The sequence below is a fragment of the Sporosarcina sp. FSL K6-3457 genome (assembly GCF_038007285.1).
Lineage (GTDB): Bacteria > Bacillota > Bacilli > Bacillales_A > Planococcaceae > Sporosarcina.
Genome location: NZ_JBBOWX010000001.1, coordinates 186988 through 201925, shown reverse-complemented (window position 1 = coordinate 201925; position 14938 = coordinate 186988). Strand labels below are relative to the sequence as shown.

Here is a 14938-nt window from a genome sequence, read left to right as displayed (position 1 = left end):
GCTAGTTACTCCCTCTTCCAGCGTGTACCTTGCGCTGTATCTTCCAAAAGAATTCCTTTTGCCTTCAATTCGTCCCGGATATCATCTGAGCGCTTAAAATTTCGAGTACGACGCGCTTCAAGTCGTTCTTCAATTAGCGCTTCAATATCTTCATCCAATAAATCAGTCGCGCTCGTGAGCGGTAGCCCAAGAACTGATAACAAACCATCAAATGTCTCGATAAAATGCTCAAGTACGCTAGCCTGTGTATTCTTCTCTAACAGATAGACGTTCGCTAACTTCACAAGTTCGAAAATCGCTGCAATTGCGTTAGCCGTATTAAAGTCGTCATCCATAGATGATTCAAAGTCCCGTTTAATTTCATCCACCTTGTGCATCCAAACATCTTGCTGATCACCTAAATCTGCAGACGCTCCCAATCGGTGTTCTAAATTGTTGTATGCTGTACGAATACGCTCTAATCCGTTCGCCGCTCCCTCAACAAGATTTTGCGAGAAATTGACCGGATGTCTGTAGTGAACAGATAATATAAAGAACCGCAGCACTTGTGGATCAATCTGCTTGCGAATATCGTTGACAAGAACAAAGTTACCCAGTGATTTCGACATTTTTTCATTGTCAATATTAATATATCCATTATGCATCCAGTAGCGTGCAAACTGCTTACCTGTCATCGCTTCAGATTGCGCAATTTCGTTTTCGTGATGGGGGAATGTTAAATCTTGGCCACCCGCGTGGATGTCAATCGTATCACCGAGATGCTCGCGTGCCATCACTGAACATTCAATATGCCAACCCGGACGTCCGACCCCCCATGGGCTTTCCCACGAAATTTCGCCTTCCTTAGCCGCTTTCCACAAAGCAAAATCGAGTGGGTTTTCTTTCTTAACACCTTCCTCGATACGTGCTCCGACTTTCAACTCATCCGTTGATTGTTGGGACAACTTTCCGTACCCTTCAAATTTCTGCGTACGATAATAGACGTCTCCTTGTGACTCGTAGGCAAATCCTTTATCGATTAGTACCTTCACAAATTCGACGATGTCTTCAATATGATCCGTGACGCGTGGGTGCACATCAGCCTTACCGCAACCAAGCGCCCCGACGTCTTCAAAATAAGCGTTAATGAACCGATCCGTCAGCTCACCGACTTCTTCCCCTAATTCATTGGCTGCTTTAATAATTTTATCGTCAACGTCTGTGAAATTCGACACATAAGATACATCAAAACCACGATATTCAAGATAGCGTCGAACCGTGTCGAAAACAATAACCGGACGGGCATTTCCTATATGGATATAGTTGTAGACAGTCGGCCCACAGACATACATCTTCACTTTTCCTTCTTCCATCGGGATGAAGGGCTCTTTCCTTCGTGTAAGTGTATTATAAATTTGAATAGTCATAATAAGTTTCCTTCCTTTTCAGCGGATTTCTCTATTTCAACAAGTCGTTCTTTCAACTTATCAAGCTCGTCTTCGAGCATTTTACATTTATCGGCCACTGGATCTGGCATCGCTTGATGGTCATACTTCCCTTTTACTTTGACGCCATTCGTAATGACAATCGTCCCCGGGATACCTACCACCGTCGAATCTGCCGGAACGTCCTTAAGCACAACTGACCCTGCCCCAACTTTACTATTTTCGCCAATCGTTATCGAACCAAGCACCTTCGCACCCGATGCAACGAGCACATTGTCACAAAGCGTTGGATGACGCTTTCCTTTTTCTTTACCCGTTCCACCAAGCGTCACACCTTGGTAAATCGTTACATCGTTACCAATTTCACAAGTCTCTCCAACGACAACACCCATCCCATGGTCAATAAAGAATCTGCGTCCGATGGTTGCACCGGGATGAATCTCAATCCCTGTAAAAAAACGGCTAATTTGCGACACAATTCGCGCTAAAAATAATAGCTTCTTTTTGTATAGTGCGTGCGCAATACGATGAGACCAAATCGCGTGTAAACCCGAATACGTAAGCACAACCTCTAGTGTACTACGCGCTGCTGGATCTTGTTCAAATATGCACTGAATATCTTCTTTCATGATACGAAACATTTTTTCTCCTCCTCCTTCTGCTGAATCCAAATAAAAAAATACGCCTCTGCCAAAAATGACAGAGACGCATTAAATGCGCGGTTCCACTCCGCTTGGAAGGTTCATACCTTCCCGCTTGACGTCCATAACGCTGACGATGCGTCCGGCCTACTCACGTTCGGCACGGCACTCAAAGGTGCATTTCCACATTGCAGCGGCACGGATCACTTACAGCCGGTGATGATCCTCTCTGAAGAGCTTGCAATATGTACTTCTCCTTATCAAAGGTTTATATAATAATTTTAGTATGTTTCTCTCATAGCTGTTAATCGTTTATTTTACATGCTCACGCACTTCAAAGTCAATGCAATTATTCCGTGTATTTGGCAACTCGTGCGATCGACTTCTCTTTCCCGATTAATGCAATCGAAGCCTGCAATTCAGGACCATGCATTTGTCCTGTCGTGACAACACGAATTGGCATAAATAAGTTTTTCCCTTTATGGCCCGTTTCCTTCTGAACAGCTTTAATAGCACCTTTAATAGAATCTGCATCGAATGTTTCAAGCGCTTCTAAATGTCCTTTGAACGAAGTCATTACTTCCGGTATTTGCTCTCCAGCTAGTACAGCTTGAGATTCTTCATCGTATTCGAGTTCATCCGTGAAGAACTGGGCTGATAACTCAACAATTTCGGCACCATAGCTGAGTTGATCGTGGTAAAGGCCTATCAAATCACGTGCCCATGCACTTTCTTGCTCTGTCATTTCTTTTTTCACAAGACCTACTGCTTGCAAATGCGGCAAGACAAAGTCAACAACATCATCCAGACTCATCTGTTTCATATATTGGTTGTTCATCCATGTCAATTTCTGTTTATCGAACATAGAAGGCGATTTTGACAAACGGCTTTCGTCGAATAGCTTTACCAACTCATCATGCGAGAAGATTTCCTCCTCCCCACCCGGCGACCAACCAAGCAGAGCAAAGAAGTTAAACATCGCATGTGGTAAATAACCAAGATCCTTATATTGTGAGATGAATTGAATAATCGACTCATCACGTTTTGAAAGCTTTTTGCGATCTTCGTTGACAATAAGCGTCATATGTCCGTAACGCGGATATTCCCATCCAAACACATCGAATATCATCAATTGTTTCGGCGTGTTCGTCAAATGCTCCTCGCCTCGGAAAACATGAGAAATTTTCATATAATGATCATCAAAAACAACCGCGAAGTTATACGTCGGAATCCCGTTTGCTTTGACAAGTACCCAGTCACCGATGTCCTTCGATTCAAAAGCTACTGTACCGCGAACAAGGTCCTCCACGTTGTACGTAACATTTTCTGGTACTCTCATACGAATCGTATGCGGAATGCCAGCAGCTTCCTTTTCCGCCACTTCAGCAGCTGTCAAATGACGACAAACTCCACCATACATCGGTGCAGCAATACCAGACGCCTTCTGTTTTTCACGCTCTACTTCAAGCTCATCTGTCGTACAGAAGCATTTATAAGCATGTCCACCATCCAGCATTTCTTTTGCATGCTTTGTATAAATATCAAGGCGCTCCATTTGACGATAAGGACCGTATGGACCACCGATATCGACTGACTCATCATAGTCGATACCTAACCATTTCAAATTGTCGAGTTGTGATAACTCGCCAGCTTCGATATTACGTTCTGTATCTGTATCCTCAATCCGCACAATGAATTTTCCACCGTGATGACGGGCAAATAAATAGTTGAAAAGCGCTGTCCGCGCTCCACCGATATGTAAATGGCCAGTTGGGCTTGGCGCATAGCGTACACGTACTTCTGTTGTCATATTCGTACATCTCCGTTCTCATTTGATTACATGCCATTCTACCACTTGCTAAGATCGTTATCAATTACGTCTAGTTTGATTTGACGAGCAAGATCGTAGCCATCGAGGCGATACCCTCTTCACGTCCTACGAAGCCCAGTTTCTCTGTCGTTGTCGCCTTAACATTCACTTGTGAGACATCTGCTTTTAACAATTGCGCAACTCGTTCACGAATTTCTTCAATATGGGGTGCCATTTTCGGCCTTTGTGCCATAATTGTACAGTCGATATTACCCAATTTGTAACCTCTATCTTCTACAAGTGCCCAAATTTTTTCTAATAACACCGCGGAATCGGCATCTTTAAACGCCGCTTCTGTATCAGGGAAATGCCGCCCGATATCCCCTTCACCGATCGCTCCAAGTGCTGCATCGGTAATTGTATGTAGCAACACATCCGCATCAGAATGCCCCGTTAATCCTCTATCATGCGGAATTGTGATGCCCCCAATAATAAGCGGACGTCCTTCCGCGAATTCATGTACATCAAATCCTTGTCCAATTCGAATCATTTTTCTCCACCTACCGTCTATTTAATCAATCAGGCCTCAGCGTGATTGCGTCCAGATTCTTTCGTGCAAGCTCGAAAAACTTCCCTAAAAAATCCGTGACATCCGCTGGAGGCTTTATTTACATCCTGCTGGATTTCAATAAAATTTCGCCAAACACGAGATCTTCCTGTGTAGTCATCTTAACATTATCATACGTACTTTCAACAACCCGCACAGGATGCCCCAGCCGTTCAATCAGCATCGACTCATCCGTACCAAGAAAGCCCTCAGCCTCAGCCTTAGTAGAAGCCTCTTGTAATAAAGCATAACGGAATGCCTGCGGTGTTTGGATAATCCACAGCTTGTCTCGATCCACAGTTTCTTTCACTACACCCGCCGAAGCAAATTTCATCGTATCTTTCGCTCGAACTCCCGCAATTGCCGCACCATACTCAGCGGCAATCTTAACAAGCTCATTGATGACTGAGCGGCGAATGAATGGCCTAGCTGCGTCATGGACAAGGACAATGCCATCGCCGTTATACGCTTGAATACAAGCCGCAACGCTATTTTGCCGCTCGCCTCCCCCATCTACTATGGCTTTCACCTTCGTTATGGAATATTGCTCAAGCATAGACTGGATAGCACTCCGTTCATCTGGTTTCACTGCCAGAATAATTCCTTCACACGCGGGATCCCCTTCGAACACATTAAGCGTATGGGCAAGAATCGGCTTATCATCTAATTTTAAAAAAAGTTTATTATAGCCGGCGCCCATCCGCTGTCCGCTTCCAGCTGCCGGCATCATGACTGTATACTTCACGACTAATCTTCCTCTTCTTTCTTTACTTGCCATCACTCTTAATTGGCTCTTGCTGGTTTGCCGTTTTTCGGTTTCGCAAAAATCATTCTTCCCGCAGACGTTTGCAACACACTCGTCACAACAACATCGATTGCATTGCCAATATGGAATTTTCCATCTTCAACAACAATCATCGTCCCATCATCCAAATAAGCAATTCCTTGATTATGCTCTTTACCGTCTTTAATAACGACAACATGCATATCTTCACCTGGAATAACTACTGGTTTCACAGCATTCGCCAAGTCATTAATATTCAACACAGACACGCCATGCAAATCCGCAACTTTATTCAAATTGAAATCATTTGTTACGACCAGTCCACCCATTTTTTTGGCCAAGCGCACAAGTTTCAAGTCAACTTCCAGCACATCAGTAAAATCCTCGTCTGTGATTAAAATATTAGGTCCATCGTCTGTTTGCATGCGCTTTAAGACATCTAGCCCTCTTCTGCCTTTGGTCCTTTTCAATGTATCCGAAGAATCTGCAATATGTTGTAATTCTGTCAAGACGAACTGCGGAACTACAAGTATACCTTCAAGAAAACCCGTAGCTGAAATATCGGCAATCCGACCATCAATAATGACGCTCGTATCCAATATTTTATTAAGCTTGCCGTTTGTTTTCGCAGACGCCTCTTCAGCCTCTTTCTTTTTCACACCACCACTTTTTGTAGTCTGCACAGCATATATGAACTCCTCACGCTTTTTAAAACCAACTTGGAAACCTAGATAACCGAGAAGAATCGATAACAGAATCGGTAAGACAGATGTGATGATGGGAATCTGAATACTACTTAAACCGAAGCTGACGAGAAACGCTAAACTTAAACCAACCGTAAGACCAATCGTCCCAAATAACAAATCGAAAATTGGTGCTCTCAGTAAACGCTCTTCTAGCCATTTAATAAAATTAACGATTGGTTCAGTTAGAAAGAGACTTAACACAAATAGAATCACTGTCCCAACAGTGGCGAAAACATATGGATTGTTGATAAATGGATTTGAAGTAAAAGAAAATAATGTGAATAAATGCGGTAAAAATAATACGCCGAGTGTTCCACCAACAAGCAGGAATGACACTTGAACTACTCTTTTCAACATATGAACCACCTCCTTTTTTAATAATTATACATGTTTCCCCTACAAACTGCCTTGATAAACAGTTATAAATAGCGAAGTTTTCTTCCGCATAGAATAGGACTCCATTGCATACACCAAAGTTTCTTCTTGAACAACAGAATTTATATACGAGAGATCCAGGATTGTCGGCACGACAACCCTGTACTCAAGCTAGTTTGAGAAGGCGAGCTTAAGCGCATCGCTAACCGTTTCAACACCGACAACGCGAATGCCAGCTGGGTAGTCCCATCCCCCTAAATTAGATGCCGGAACGATTGCACGTTCAAAGCCTAGCTTTGCCGCCTCTGTCACACGCTGTTCGATTCGAGAAACCCGACGCACTTCACCCGTCAGCCCGACTTCGCCAATAAAACAATCAGACAAGCCAGCCGCTGTGTCTTTATAGCTCGAGACGATGCTCATTAGCACAGCCAAGTCAATTGCCGGCTCATCTAACTTCACACCACCCGCCACTTTAATATAAGCATCCTGTGCCTGTAGCAACATGCCCATCCGCTTTTCCAACACCGCCATGAGCAGTGACACACGGTTTTGATCAAGTCCTGTCGCCATTCGCTTCGGATAGTTGAAGCTAGATGGAGTTACCAACGCTTGTATTTCAACAAGGATTGGCCTCGTACCTTCCATCGAAGCAACGACTGTTGAGCCAGCTCCCCCCTGTGACCTTTCCTGCAGGAACAGTTCAGACGGATTCAAAACCTCTTTCAAACCAGACTGTAACATTTCAAAAATAGCAATTTCATTTGTCGAACCGAACCGGTTTTTCACACTGCGTAAAATTCGGTACGTATGATGACGCTCCCCTTCAAAATAAAGAACAGTATCCACCATATGCTCTAGTAATCTCGGTCCCGCAATTTGTCCATCCTTCGTGACATGCCCAACAAGGAAAATAGCGATATTCTTTGTCTTAGCAATCCGCATCAATTCAGCTGTACACTCACGTACTTGCGACACGCTCCCCGGCGCGGACGTCACCTCAGGATGATGAACCGTTTGAATGGAGTCAACAATAACAAACTGCGGCTCCACACTAGCAATCGTTTCATGAATTTGACTCAAATCTGTTTCTGCATAAATATAAAGTTCATCTGACGCTACACCAAGCCGTTCTGCACGGAGCTTCGTCTGACGTATTGATTCCTCACCTGAAATATACAGCACGCGCTGCCCTTTATTGGCAAGTAGCGATGATACTTGCAACAACAGCGTGGACTTGCCGATTCCTGGATCTCCACCAATAAGGACGAGCGAGCCAGGGACAACCCCGCCACCAAGCACTCGATTTAACTCATCTAAATCCGTATCAATCCGCGGCTCCTCCACCGTTTCAATGGCACTAATTGGCATGGCCTTCTGACGTATATTATCAGTATGCTGGAATGCGCCACGCGGGCCTTTTTGAACGATTTCAACTTCCTCATCCATCGTATTCCATTCCCCACATCCCGGGCAACGACCCATCCATTTGGGCGATTCATAGCCACAGGATTTACACATGAATTTCGTCTTTCTTTTCGCCATAAAATCCTCCTCATATATCAATTACGCCTCGGCGCAATTACGTCCAAATTTCGAATCGAACAAGTGCCAAGCGAACAGCAAAGGGTTCGATTTGTCGTATTTCTGCGTACTTTGCAGAAATTAAGACACTTTTTGGGACGCGGCGATGGTTGCCTTCCTTCAGATGAATGAAGATGAAAAGGACAGTCCCATTCCATCGAATTTTTTCGATGGATGGACTATCCAGTTCATTCATTATTTTTCTAATACAACCTGTTCTTTCTGTTCATCCACAACCGTCTTGACGATGAATTCACCATCTTCTACATCTACAAGCACTTTTCCACCTGTCAGTACAGTCCCTTTTAGGAGTTCTTCAGAAAGCCGGTCTTCAACATGCTTCTGGAGAGCTCGGCGCAATGGACGAGCACCATATTCTGGGTCGTATCCTTCATCAACAATTTTCAGTTTTGCCTCATCTGTTAAAGCCAGTTCAATATCTTGTTCACCAAGACGTTTCGTTAACTCATTAGACATCAATGTAACAATTTTACGTAAATGTTCTTTTTCAAGCGAGTGGAAAACAATCATTTCATCGACACGATTCAAGAACTCCGGTCGGAATGCTTTCTTCAACTCGCCAAGCATCGTTTCTTTCATACCTTTATAATCCTGTCCTGCTTCTTGCAAATTGAAGCCGACATATCGATTTTTCTTCAATGCTTGAGCACCCACATTAGATGTCATAATGACAACCGTGTTACGGAAATCAACTGTGCGACCTTTAGAATCTGTCAAGCGACCATCTTCCAATACTTGCAGAAGAATATTGAAGACATCCGGATGCGCTTTTTCAATTTCATCCAACAGTACAACTGAATAAGGCTTGCGACGTACTTTTTCCGTCAACTGGCCGCCTTCGTCATAGCCGACATAGCCTGGAGGCGATCCAACAAGACGTGATGTCGAGTGCTTTTCCATATACTCAGACATGTCGACACGAATCATCGCATCTTCATCCCCAAACATGACTTCCGCAAGTGCTCTTGCCAATTCTGTTTTCCCGACGCCCGTAGGTCCTAGGAAAATGAACGACCCAATCGGACGTTTCGGATCTTTCAATCCAGCACGCGCTCGACGTATTGCCCGGGAAATAGCCGTCACTGCTTCCGCTTGACCAATGACACGTTCGTGTAGCACTTCTTCCATATTTAGCAATTTTGCCGTTTCTGTTTCAGCAATTTTAGAAACCGGAATTCCCGTCCACATCGCTACCACTTCTGCGATTTCGTTAACTGTCACTTCCGATTCTGTTTGCCCTTGTTTTTCTTTCCAAGCTGTTTTCGTTGTTTCAAGCTCTTCTTTCATCTTCTGTTCCTTGTCGCGGAAAGAAGCAGCCTTTTCAAACTCTTGACTTTGGACAGCTGCGTTCTTCTCAGAACGGATTGCTTCCAATTTCAATTCAAGTTCTTTCAAATTCGGTGGTGTTGTATATGAACGAAGGCGTACTTTCGAGCCTGCCTCATCAATCAAATCAATCGCTTTATCCGGAAGGAAACGATCGGAAATATAACGATCCGACATTTTTGCCGCTGCTTCAACTGCCGCATCTGTAATTTTCACGCGGTGATGCGCTTCATAGCGATCACGCAATCCATAAATGATTTGGATGGTTTCATCAACAGTTGGCTCATCGACTTGAATCGGCTGGAATCGCCTTTCAAGTGCAGCATCTTTTTCAATATATTTACGATATTCGTCAAGCGTTGTCGCGCCGATACATTGTAGTTCGCCACGCGCTAGGGAAGGCTTCAAAATATTAGATGCATCGATTGCACCTTCAGCTCCACCTGCGCCAATGAGTGTATGCAACTCGTCAATGAACAGAATAATATTGCCTGCTTGTCGAATCTCTTCCATTACTTTTTTCATGCGGTCCTCAAATTCACCGCGGTATTTCGTGCCTGCGACGACCGTCCCCATATCTAGCGTCATCACCCGCTTATCACGAAGAATTTCCGGCACCTCATTATTCACAACTTGTTGCGCCAAACCTTCTGCGATAGCCGTTTTCCCAACACCCGGTTCTCCGATTAGAACAGGATTGTTTTTTGTACGACGCGCTAACACTTCGATGACACGTGTAATTTCCTTACTACGTCCGATAACTGGATCGAGTGTACCTTCACGTGCGATTTCTGTTAAATCACGTGCGAGACTATCCAATGTCGGCGTCGATGCAGAATTCGCAACACCTTGACTACCCGCTGAACTGTCATTACTACCTAACAGCTGTAGCACTTGTTGACGCGCCTTGTTCAGACTGACACCCGCATTGTTCAAAACACGTGCCGCAACGCCTTCACCTTCGCGAATAAGCGCAAGTAAAATATGCTCTGTTCCGATATAAGAATGACCCAGTTTACGTGATTCATCTACCGATAATTCAATGACCTTTTTAGCTCTCGGCGTATAATGAACGATCGGACCGACTTCCTTTGTCCCTGCACCGACAAGTTTTTCTACACCTTGTTCGATTGTTTCAAAGCTAACATCTATCGCTTCAAGCGCTTTTGCGGCAATACCTCCGCCTTCACGTATAAGTCCAAGCAAAATATGCTCTGTTCCGATGGATTCGTGTTTCATCCGAATCGCTTCTTCTTGGGCAAGTTGCAACACTTTTTGTGCACGCTGTGTAAATCGATTAAACATCATATTCAGTCCTCTCCTTCTATAAGGTTTTTAAGCAGAGTTATCGCTTAAATAACCTACCTTTTATCATAATCAATTAATTTTCTCATCTGCCAAGGGACAAAATGTAGTTTCCCTCATTTATACGTATTCAACCGGACACACGAGAACTCCTTTATTATCAAAATTGACTTTGACTATCTTTGACTTAACTATACTAAAATGATAGGGTATGCGCAAAACACTTGCTCACTCTTCACTGCTTTTCTCCGCCGAAGCTGATGTACGCTCAGCATGGAGTCGTTCACGGAATAGTTTCGCTCTAAATATATCCCGTTCTTCCTGTGATAATTCCACATCGGCATATTGTTGTAAAAATCCAGGCTGCATAAAAATCATCAGTTCATTCAAAATAGACATATCAATATCCTCGATAATGCCAATATCGATGCCTAGTCGAACATCCGATAGACAGCGTGCCGCCTCTCCCGACGGCAACAAACGAGCATAGCTAATCGTACCAAGTGAACGGAAAAGCCTATTTTCAAGTGCAACCCGCGACTTAGCAAGTAGCAATTCGCGTGAGTTCCGTTCATGTGCTATCAAGCGGGATGTAATATTGCCCAAGTCAACGAGAATCTCTTGTTCCGTTTTACCAAGTGTTGTCTGATTAGAGACTTGATAAACATTGCCAGGCGCCTCACTTCCTTCACCATAGCTACCGCGAACGACCATACCGAGTCTTGAAATCGCAGGGATGATACGATCAATTTGCTTCGTCATCGTCAAGGCCGGTAAATGCATCATAACGGACGCCCGCATACCGGTTCCTGTATTCGATGGACAGCTTGTCAAATAGCCAAAATCCTCATCAAACGCATAGGGAAGTTCTTTTTCTAAATGATCATCCACCTCATTGGCCTGATTGTAGGCATCTTCGAGCTGTAGCCCTGGATAGATACATTGAATGCGGATATGATCTTCTTCATTGACCATGACACTTATCGTTTCGTCTTCCGATAAAATGACCGCCCCTTGACGATCGGGATTGGCCAAATGTGGACTAATCAAGTGCTTTTCCACAAGCACTTGCCGTTCAAGTTCGGGTAAGTCAGCCACTTTCGTATAAGTATACTTACTATCATCAGCATCCAGTAAGACACCTGCAACAGCCTTGTCGACCGCCATAGCATCTTCTTCCGTGAACGCAATTGGAAAATGGTAGCCCGTTAAATTGCGCGCCAACCGGATTCGTGTTGACATGACAATGTCCGAATGTTCATCATGAGCTGTCATCCAACCTGTCACCGCATTACGCATAAACTTTTCAATCGACATCGCTAGTTCCACCTCCCTGGGCAAGGTGTTGCTTTAGTGTATTCGCCTCATCACGTAAAGCTGCTGCTTCTTCAAAATGCTCAGCTTCGATTGCAACTTTCATCTTCACACGAATTTCTTCGATTTTCTTTTTAACAGCATACATTTCATTGAATGACACCGGAACTTTGCCTCCGTGGATGGAATGTCCATTGTGTAGTTTTCGTAATACATGCGGCAATTTCTCACGGAATGTGTCGTAACAGGTTGCACAACCGAACTTTCCGATGTCGAGAAATTTTTGGAATGTCAAACCACATGAAGGGCACTCAAGCCCTGGCTGCGATTCACCTCGCGCCTGTTGCTGCGCCTGAAACGGATCCGCTCCACTAAACCAGTGAGAGAGAAACTGCTGGATGGACAACGGTTCCTGATTCGGGTCGAAATGGAATGTTTGTGTATGAAAAGCGCATTTATCACATAAATGACGCTCCACTGAGCCAACCACACTTTCTTGCGTAATAATGACAGAGGCCGGTCGTTCTTTACAATTTTCGCATATCAAGGAAATCACCTCATCGTAGTTAGATTGACAATCAGTCTAGTTGCTCGTAAATAAGCGTTACAAGCATCGCCTGTAAAATTCGTGCACGCAGGATATCACGTTCTGGAAGTGGCTGATAGAGCGTCGTACGATCAACCGCAGCTAGAATGAGCTTCGATTCACGCTCTGATATAACTTCCTCTTCCATCAGCCTGTAGACAACGTCCTCAGCCATCGTAAAGGAGACTCCCGTTCGAATCCCTTCTAAAATATGTTCAATCAATTCTTTACGCGAATTGGTCCGCACACGAAAAATTCGGATATACCCACCGCCGCCACGCTTCGATTCAACTGCATAACCACGTTCTGCTGTAAAACGGGTTTTAATAACGTAATTGATCTGCGAAGGAACGCATTGAAACTTCTCCGCAACTTCGCTACGCTTAATTTCAATCGCGCCTTTCCGTTCTTCTTCGATGATGGCCTTTAAATAACCTTCTATAATGTCAGAAATATTTCTCATGTCCTCACCTCTTTCATACCGGGTGATAAGCCGTTGACTTTGACTATCTTTGACTTAATTGTACATGACGTTCTGTTTGTTCTGCAATTGAAAAGCACTATGCCTCGCTAGTATCGGCATGAATAGATAGCGTTTAGTCATCCATTTAAAAAACGGAGTACAAGAGGAATTCCCCTGTACTCCGTCACACATTACTTCACAGTGCTATTCGTCAAATCCTTCACTGGTAAGAACAGTTCACCCGTTTCTAGATACGTAATCATCAACTGATCACCTTCTTGGATATAAATAGCGAGCGGCACAGCTTCAGATGACACGATGAAGTTCCGTCCATCCGTGGTCAAAAACGAAACGAGCGTAAAGTCGCCCGCCGGTTCCTTAAATACCCGTATGACAGTCACCTTTGCTTGGGCCTCTTCAGCGCTCGAACTGCCATCGACAGTACTCCCCCCACGTTGAAGCGCCGTTTTATACAATTTTAGAGCTTCATTTGGAGAATTTCCGTACACCGATATTTCAGGATTTGCAGCCGATATGATGAAATAATTTTGCAAAAATCCGTTTGAATCAAGCACCGGCGTCAACCAGCTTGCCTCCCCATAAAAGTTGTACAAGACTGGCATTTCACCAGACCATTTCTTTTCGATAAATTTCTTTTCAATAATCTGGAGAGCACCTTGTGAATCCATATACGATTCTTCTAGATTACCTGTATAATACATCGCTTCACCCGTCCGACCATCCGTCAAGGCATAGCCCAGCATCGAATCGACGCCTTCTTTTGGACTTGTGAAATCGGTGAAGTAATACATATGACCATTTTCATCAAAAATCGGACTCACATTGGCTTCCGTCCCTTCATCTGAAGGTAATTTCACATCTTTCTTCCCGAATACCGAATTCCAGAAGCCATGAACATAGTTGCCAAAATAACTATTCTGTAAGCTAACTGCCTCAGGAGAAACCGCCCCATCGATAAACGCAGGTACATCCGCAAGTGCATATTGCTTCATAGCGCCCGTTGCCGGATCAGCAACCACAACCCCTTGTACATCAAAACCGTCACGCGCTGAAATAAAGTTCCCATATGAACGGATATAATGGGGCTTCCCCTCATCATCAATTTCTAGCTGAACATCCCCATAAAAAATAAGGTTCGGCATTTTCATCCGTATATGGCGCTCTATTTGCTTATGGAAATAGGACGACGGTGTATAAGTCATCTCAGCCTGCACAAATTTGGGATTATCTGCCGAGTCAGTCGCACTCATTGTGAAATAGCCCGGTGTCGTTTTCCCAGTCCACCACTTAAAAAGGCCCGAAAATTCAACAGGCGCAATATAGACGAATTCGTCACCCACTTTTTGAATTTGCAAATGACCAAGCTCATAGTAACTCGTATTCGGCACTTGATTGAACGATTTTTTCATCTTGTTACGTGCAAACTTCGGCGGCACGCTTGCAGGTGTTTTTGTTTCATCAAACGCTTTGATTTCCACCTGCTGCTCCATTTCAACCGCCTTGTATTTCCGATCCGCGTTGAATAAAGGTGCACTCAAGATATATGCCCCGAAGGCGATTGCTCCTAATAATAAAACAATCTTCAATTTGCGATCCTTACTACCAGCCATAACAGTCCCCAACAAAGTAACCACGAAGAGTAGACCCCATAAAGACGTCCAGTTACGATCCATATTCGTGACATAATACAAAATGAATACGATGACTGTAGATAATACAGCAGTGCTAGCTAGGGCTGCAACTCTATTAAACTGGACCGGCACTTTCGTTTCTTTATTGTTCAACACAAACGGGACAATAATTAAGCTAAACACAATACCCGTAATAATCGAGAAGATAAGTAAATTAATCATCTAAAACACTCTTTTCTATAGCAAAGATTTTTTCACATACCTCTTCTACGATTAAACTACGAAATCGTTTCACTTTTT

At 44.0% G+C, this 14938-nt stretch carries 13 protein-coding genes and 1 other annotated feature; all 13 genes read right to left on the bottom strand.

The genetic code is table 11. From position 1 onward, the window contains the following. Window positions 1-5: 5 nt before the first annotated feature. Window positions 6-1406, bottom strand: coding sequence for a cysteine--tRNA ligase (gene cysS, locus N1I80_RS00950; protein WP_340736121.1), 1401 nt, complete (start codon window positions 1404-1406; stop codon window positions 6-8). Continuing rightward, complete coding sequence (gene cysE, locus N1I80_RS00945) at window positions 1403-2065, bottom strand: serine O-acetyltransferase (protein ID WP_340736120.1); 663 nt, start codon at window positions 2063-2065, stop codon at window positions 1403-1405. The genes cysS and cysE overlap by 4 nt, the downstream gene beginning before the upstream one ends. A 57-nt stretch (window positions 2066-2122) precedes the next feature. After that, window positions 2123-2338 (bottom strand) — a binding site (T-box leader). 76 nt (window positions 2339-2414) lie between these two features. After that, window positions 2415-3875 (bottom strand): glutamate--tRNA ligase, encoded by a 1461-nt coding sequence (gene gltX / locus N1I80_RS00940; protein WP_340736119.1) that lies wholly within the window; start codon window positions 3873-3875, stop codon window positions 2415-2417. 70 nt (window positions 3876-3945) lie between these two features. Beyond that, on the bottom strand, window positions 3946-4425 hold the full coding sequence (gene ispF, locus N1I80_RS00935; RefSeq protein WP_340736118.1) for a 2-C-methyl-D-erythritol 2,4-cyclodiphosphate synthase: 480 nt from the start codon (window positions 4423-4425) through the stop codon (window positions 3946-3948). Window positions 4426-4543: 118 nt separating this feature from the next. Further along, entirely contained in the window at window positions 4544-5227 is a 684-nt protein-coding gene (ispD, locus tag N1I80_RS00930) for a 2-C-methyl-D-erythritol 4-phosphate cytidylyltransferase (RefSeq protein ID WP_340739937.1), read from the bottom strand. A gap of 38 nt (window positions 5228-5265) precedes the next feature. Beyond that, window positions 5266-6369, bottom strand: coding sequence for a PIN/TRAM domain-containing protein (locus tag N1I80_RS00925; protein ID WP_340736117.1), 1104 nt, complete (start codon window positions 6367-6369; stop codon window positions 5266-5268). A gap of 189 nt (window positions 6370-6558) precedes the next feature. Further along, window positions 6559-7932, bottom strand: a complete 1374-nt coding sequence (radA, locus tag N1I80_RS00920) for a DNA repair protein RadA (RefSeq protein ID WP_340736116.1) — start codon at window positions 7930-7932, stop codon at window positions 6559-6561. Window positions 7933-7969: 37 nt separating this feature from the next. Next, on the bottom strand, window positions 7970-8167 hold the full coding sequence (locus N1I80_RS00915; RefSeq protein WP_340736115.1) for a hypothetical protein: 198 nt from the start codon (window positions 8165-8167) through the stop codon (window positions 7970-7972). Continuing rightward, window positions 8167-10626 carry an ATP-dependent protease ATP-binding subunit ClpC gene (gene clpC, locus N1I80_RS00910; protein WP_340736114.1) on the bottom strand — a complete coding sequence of 820 codons (2460 nt, stop codon included), beginning with the start codon at window positions 10624-10626 and terminating at the stop codon, window positions 8167-8169. The genes N1I80_RS00915 and clpC overlap by 1 nt, the downstream gene beginning before the upstream one ends. A 225-nt stretch (window positions 10627-10851) precedes the next feature. Next, the gene (locus N1I80_RS00905) at window positions 10852-11940 is read right to left on the bottom strand and encodes a protein arginine kinase (RefSeq protein WP_340736113.1); all 1089 of its coding nucleotides are present in this window, start codon (window positions 11938-11940) and stop codon (window positions 10852-10854) included. Further along, the gene (locus N1I80_RS00900; RefSeq protein ID WP_340736112.1) at window positions 11930-12484 is read right to left on the bottom strand and encodes a UvrB/UvrC motif-containing protein; all 555 of its coding nucleotides are present in this window, start codon (window positions 12482-12484) and stop codon (window positions 11930-11932) included. Before N1I80_RS00900 ends, N1I80_RS00905 begins: the two co-directional genes overlap by 11 nt. Before the next feature lie 31 nt (window positions 12485-12515). Next, window positions 12516-12986: a CtsR family transcriptional regulator gene (locus N1I80_RS00895; protein ID WP_340736111.1), complete on the bottom strand. Its 471-nt coding sequence runs from the start codon at window positions 12984-12986 to the stop codon at window positions 12516-12518. Window positions 12987-13177: 191 nt separating this feature from the next. Then, window positions 13178-14860, bottom strand: coding sequence for a hypothetical protein (locus N1I80_RS00890; protein ID WP_340736110.1), 1683 nt, complete (start codon window positions 14858-14860; stop codon window positions 13178-13180). Between the last annotated feature and the right edge of the window lie 78 nt (window positions 14861-14938).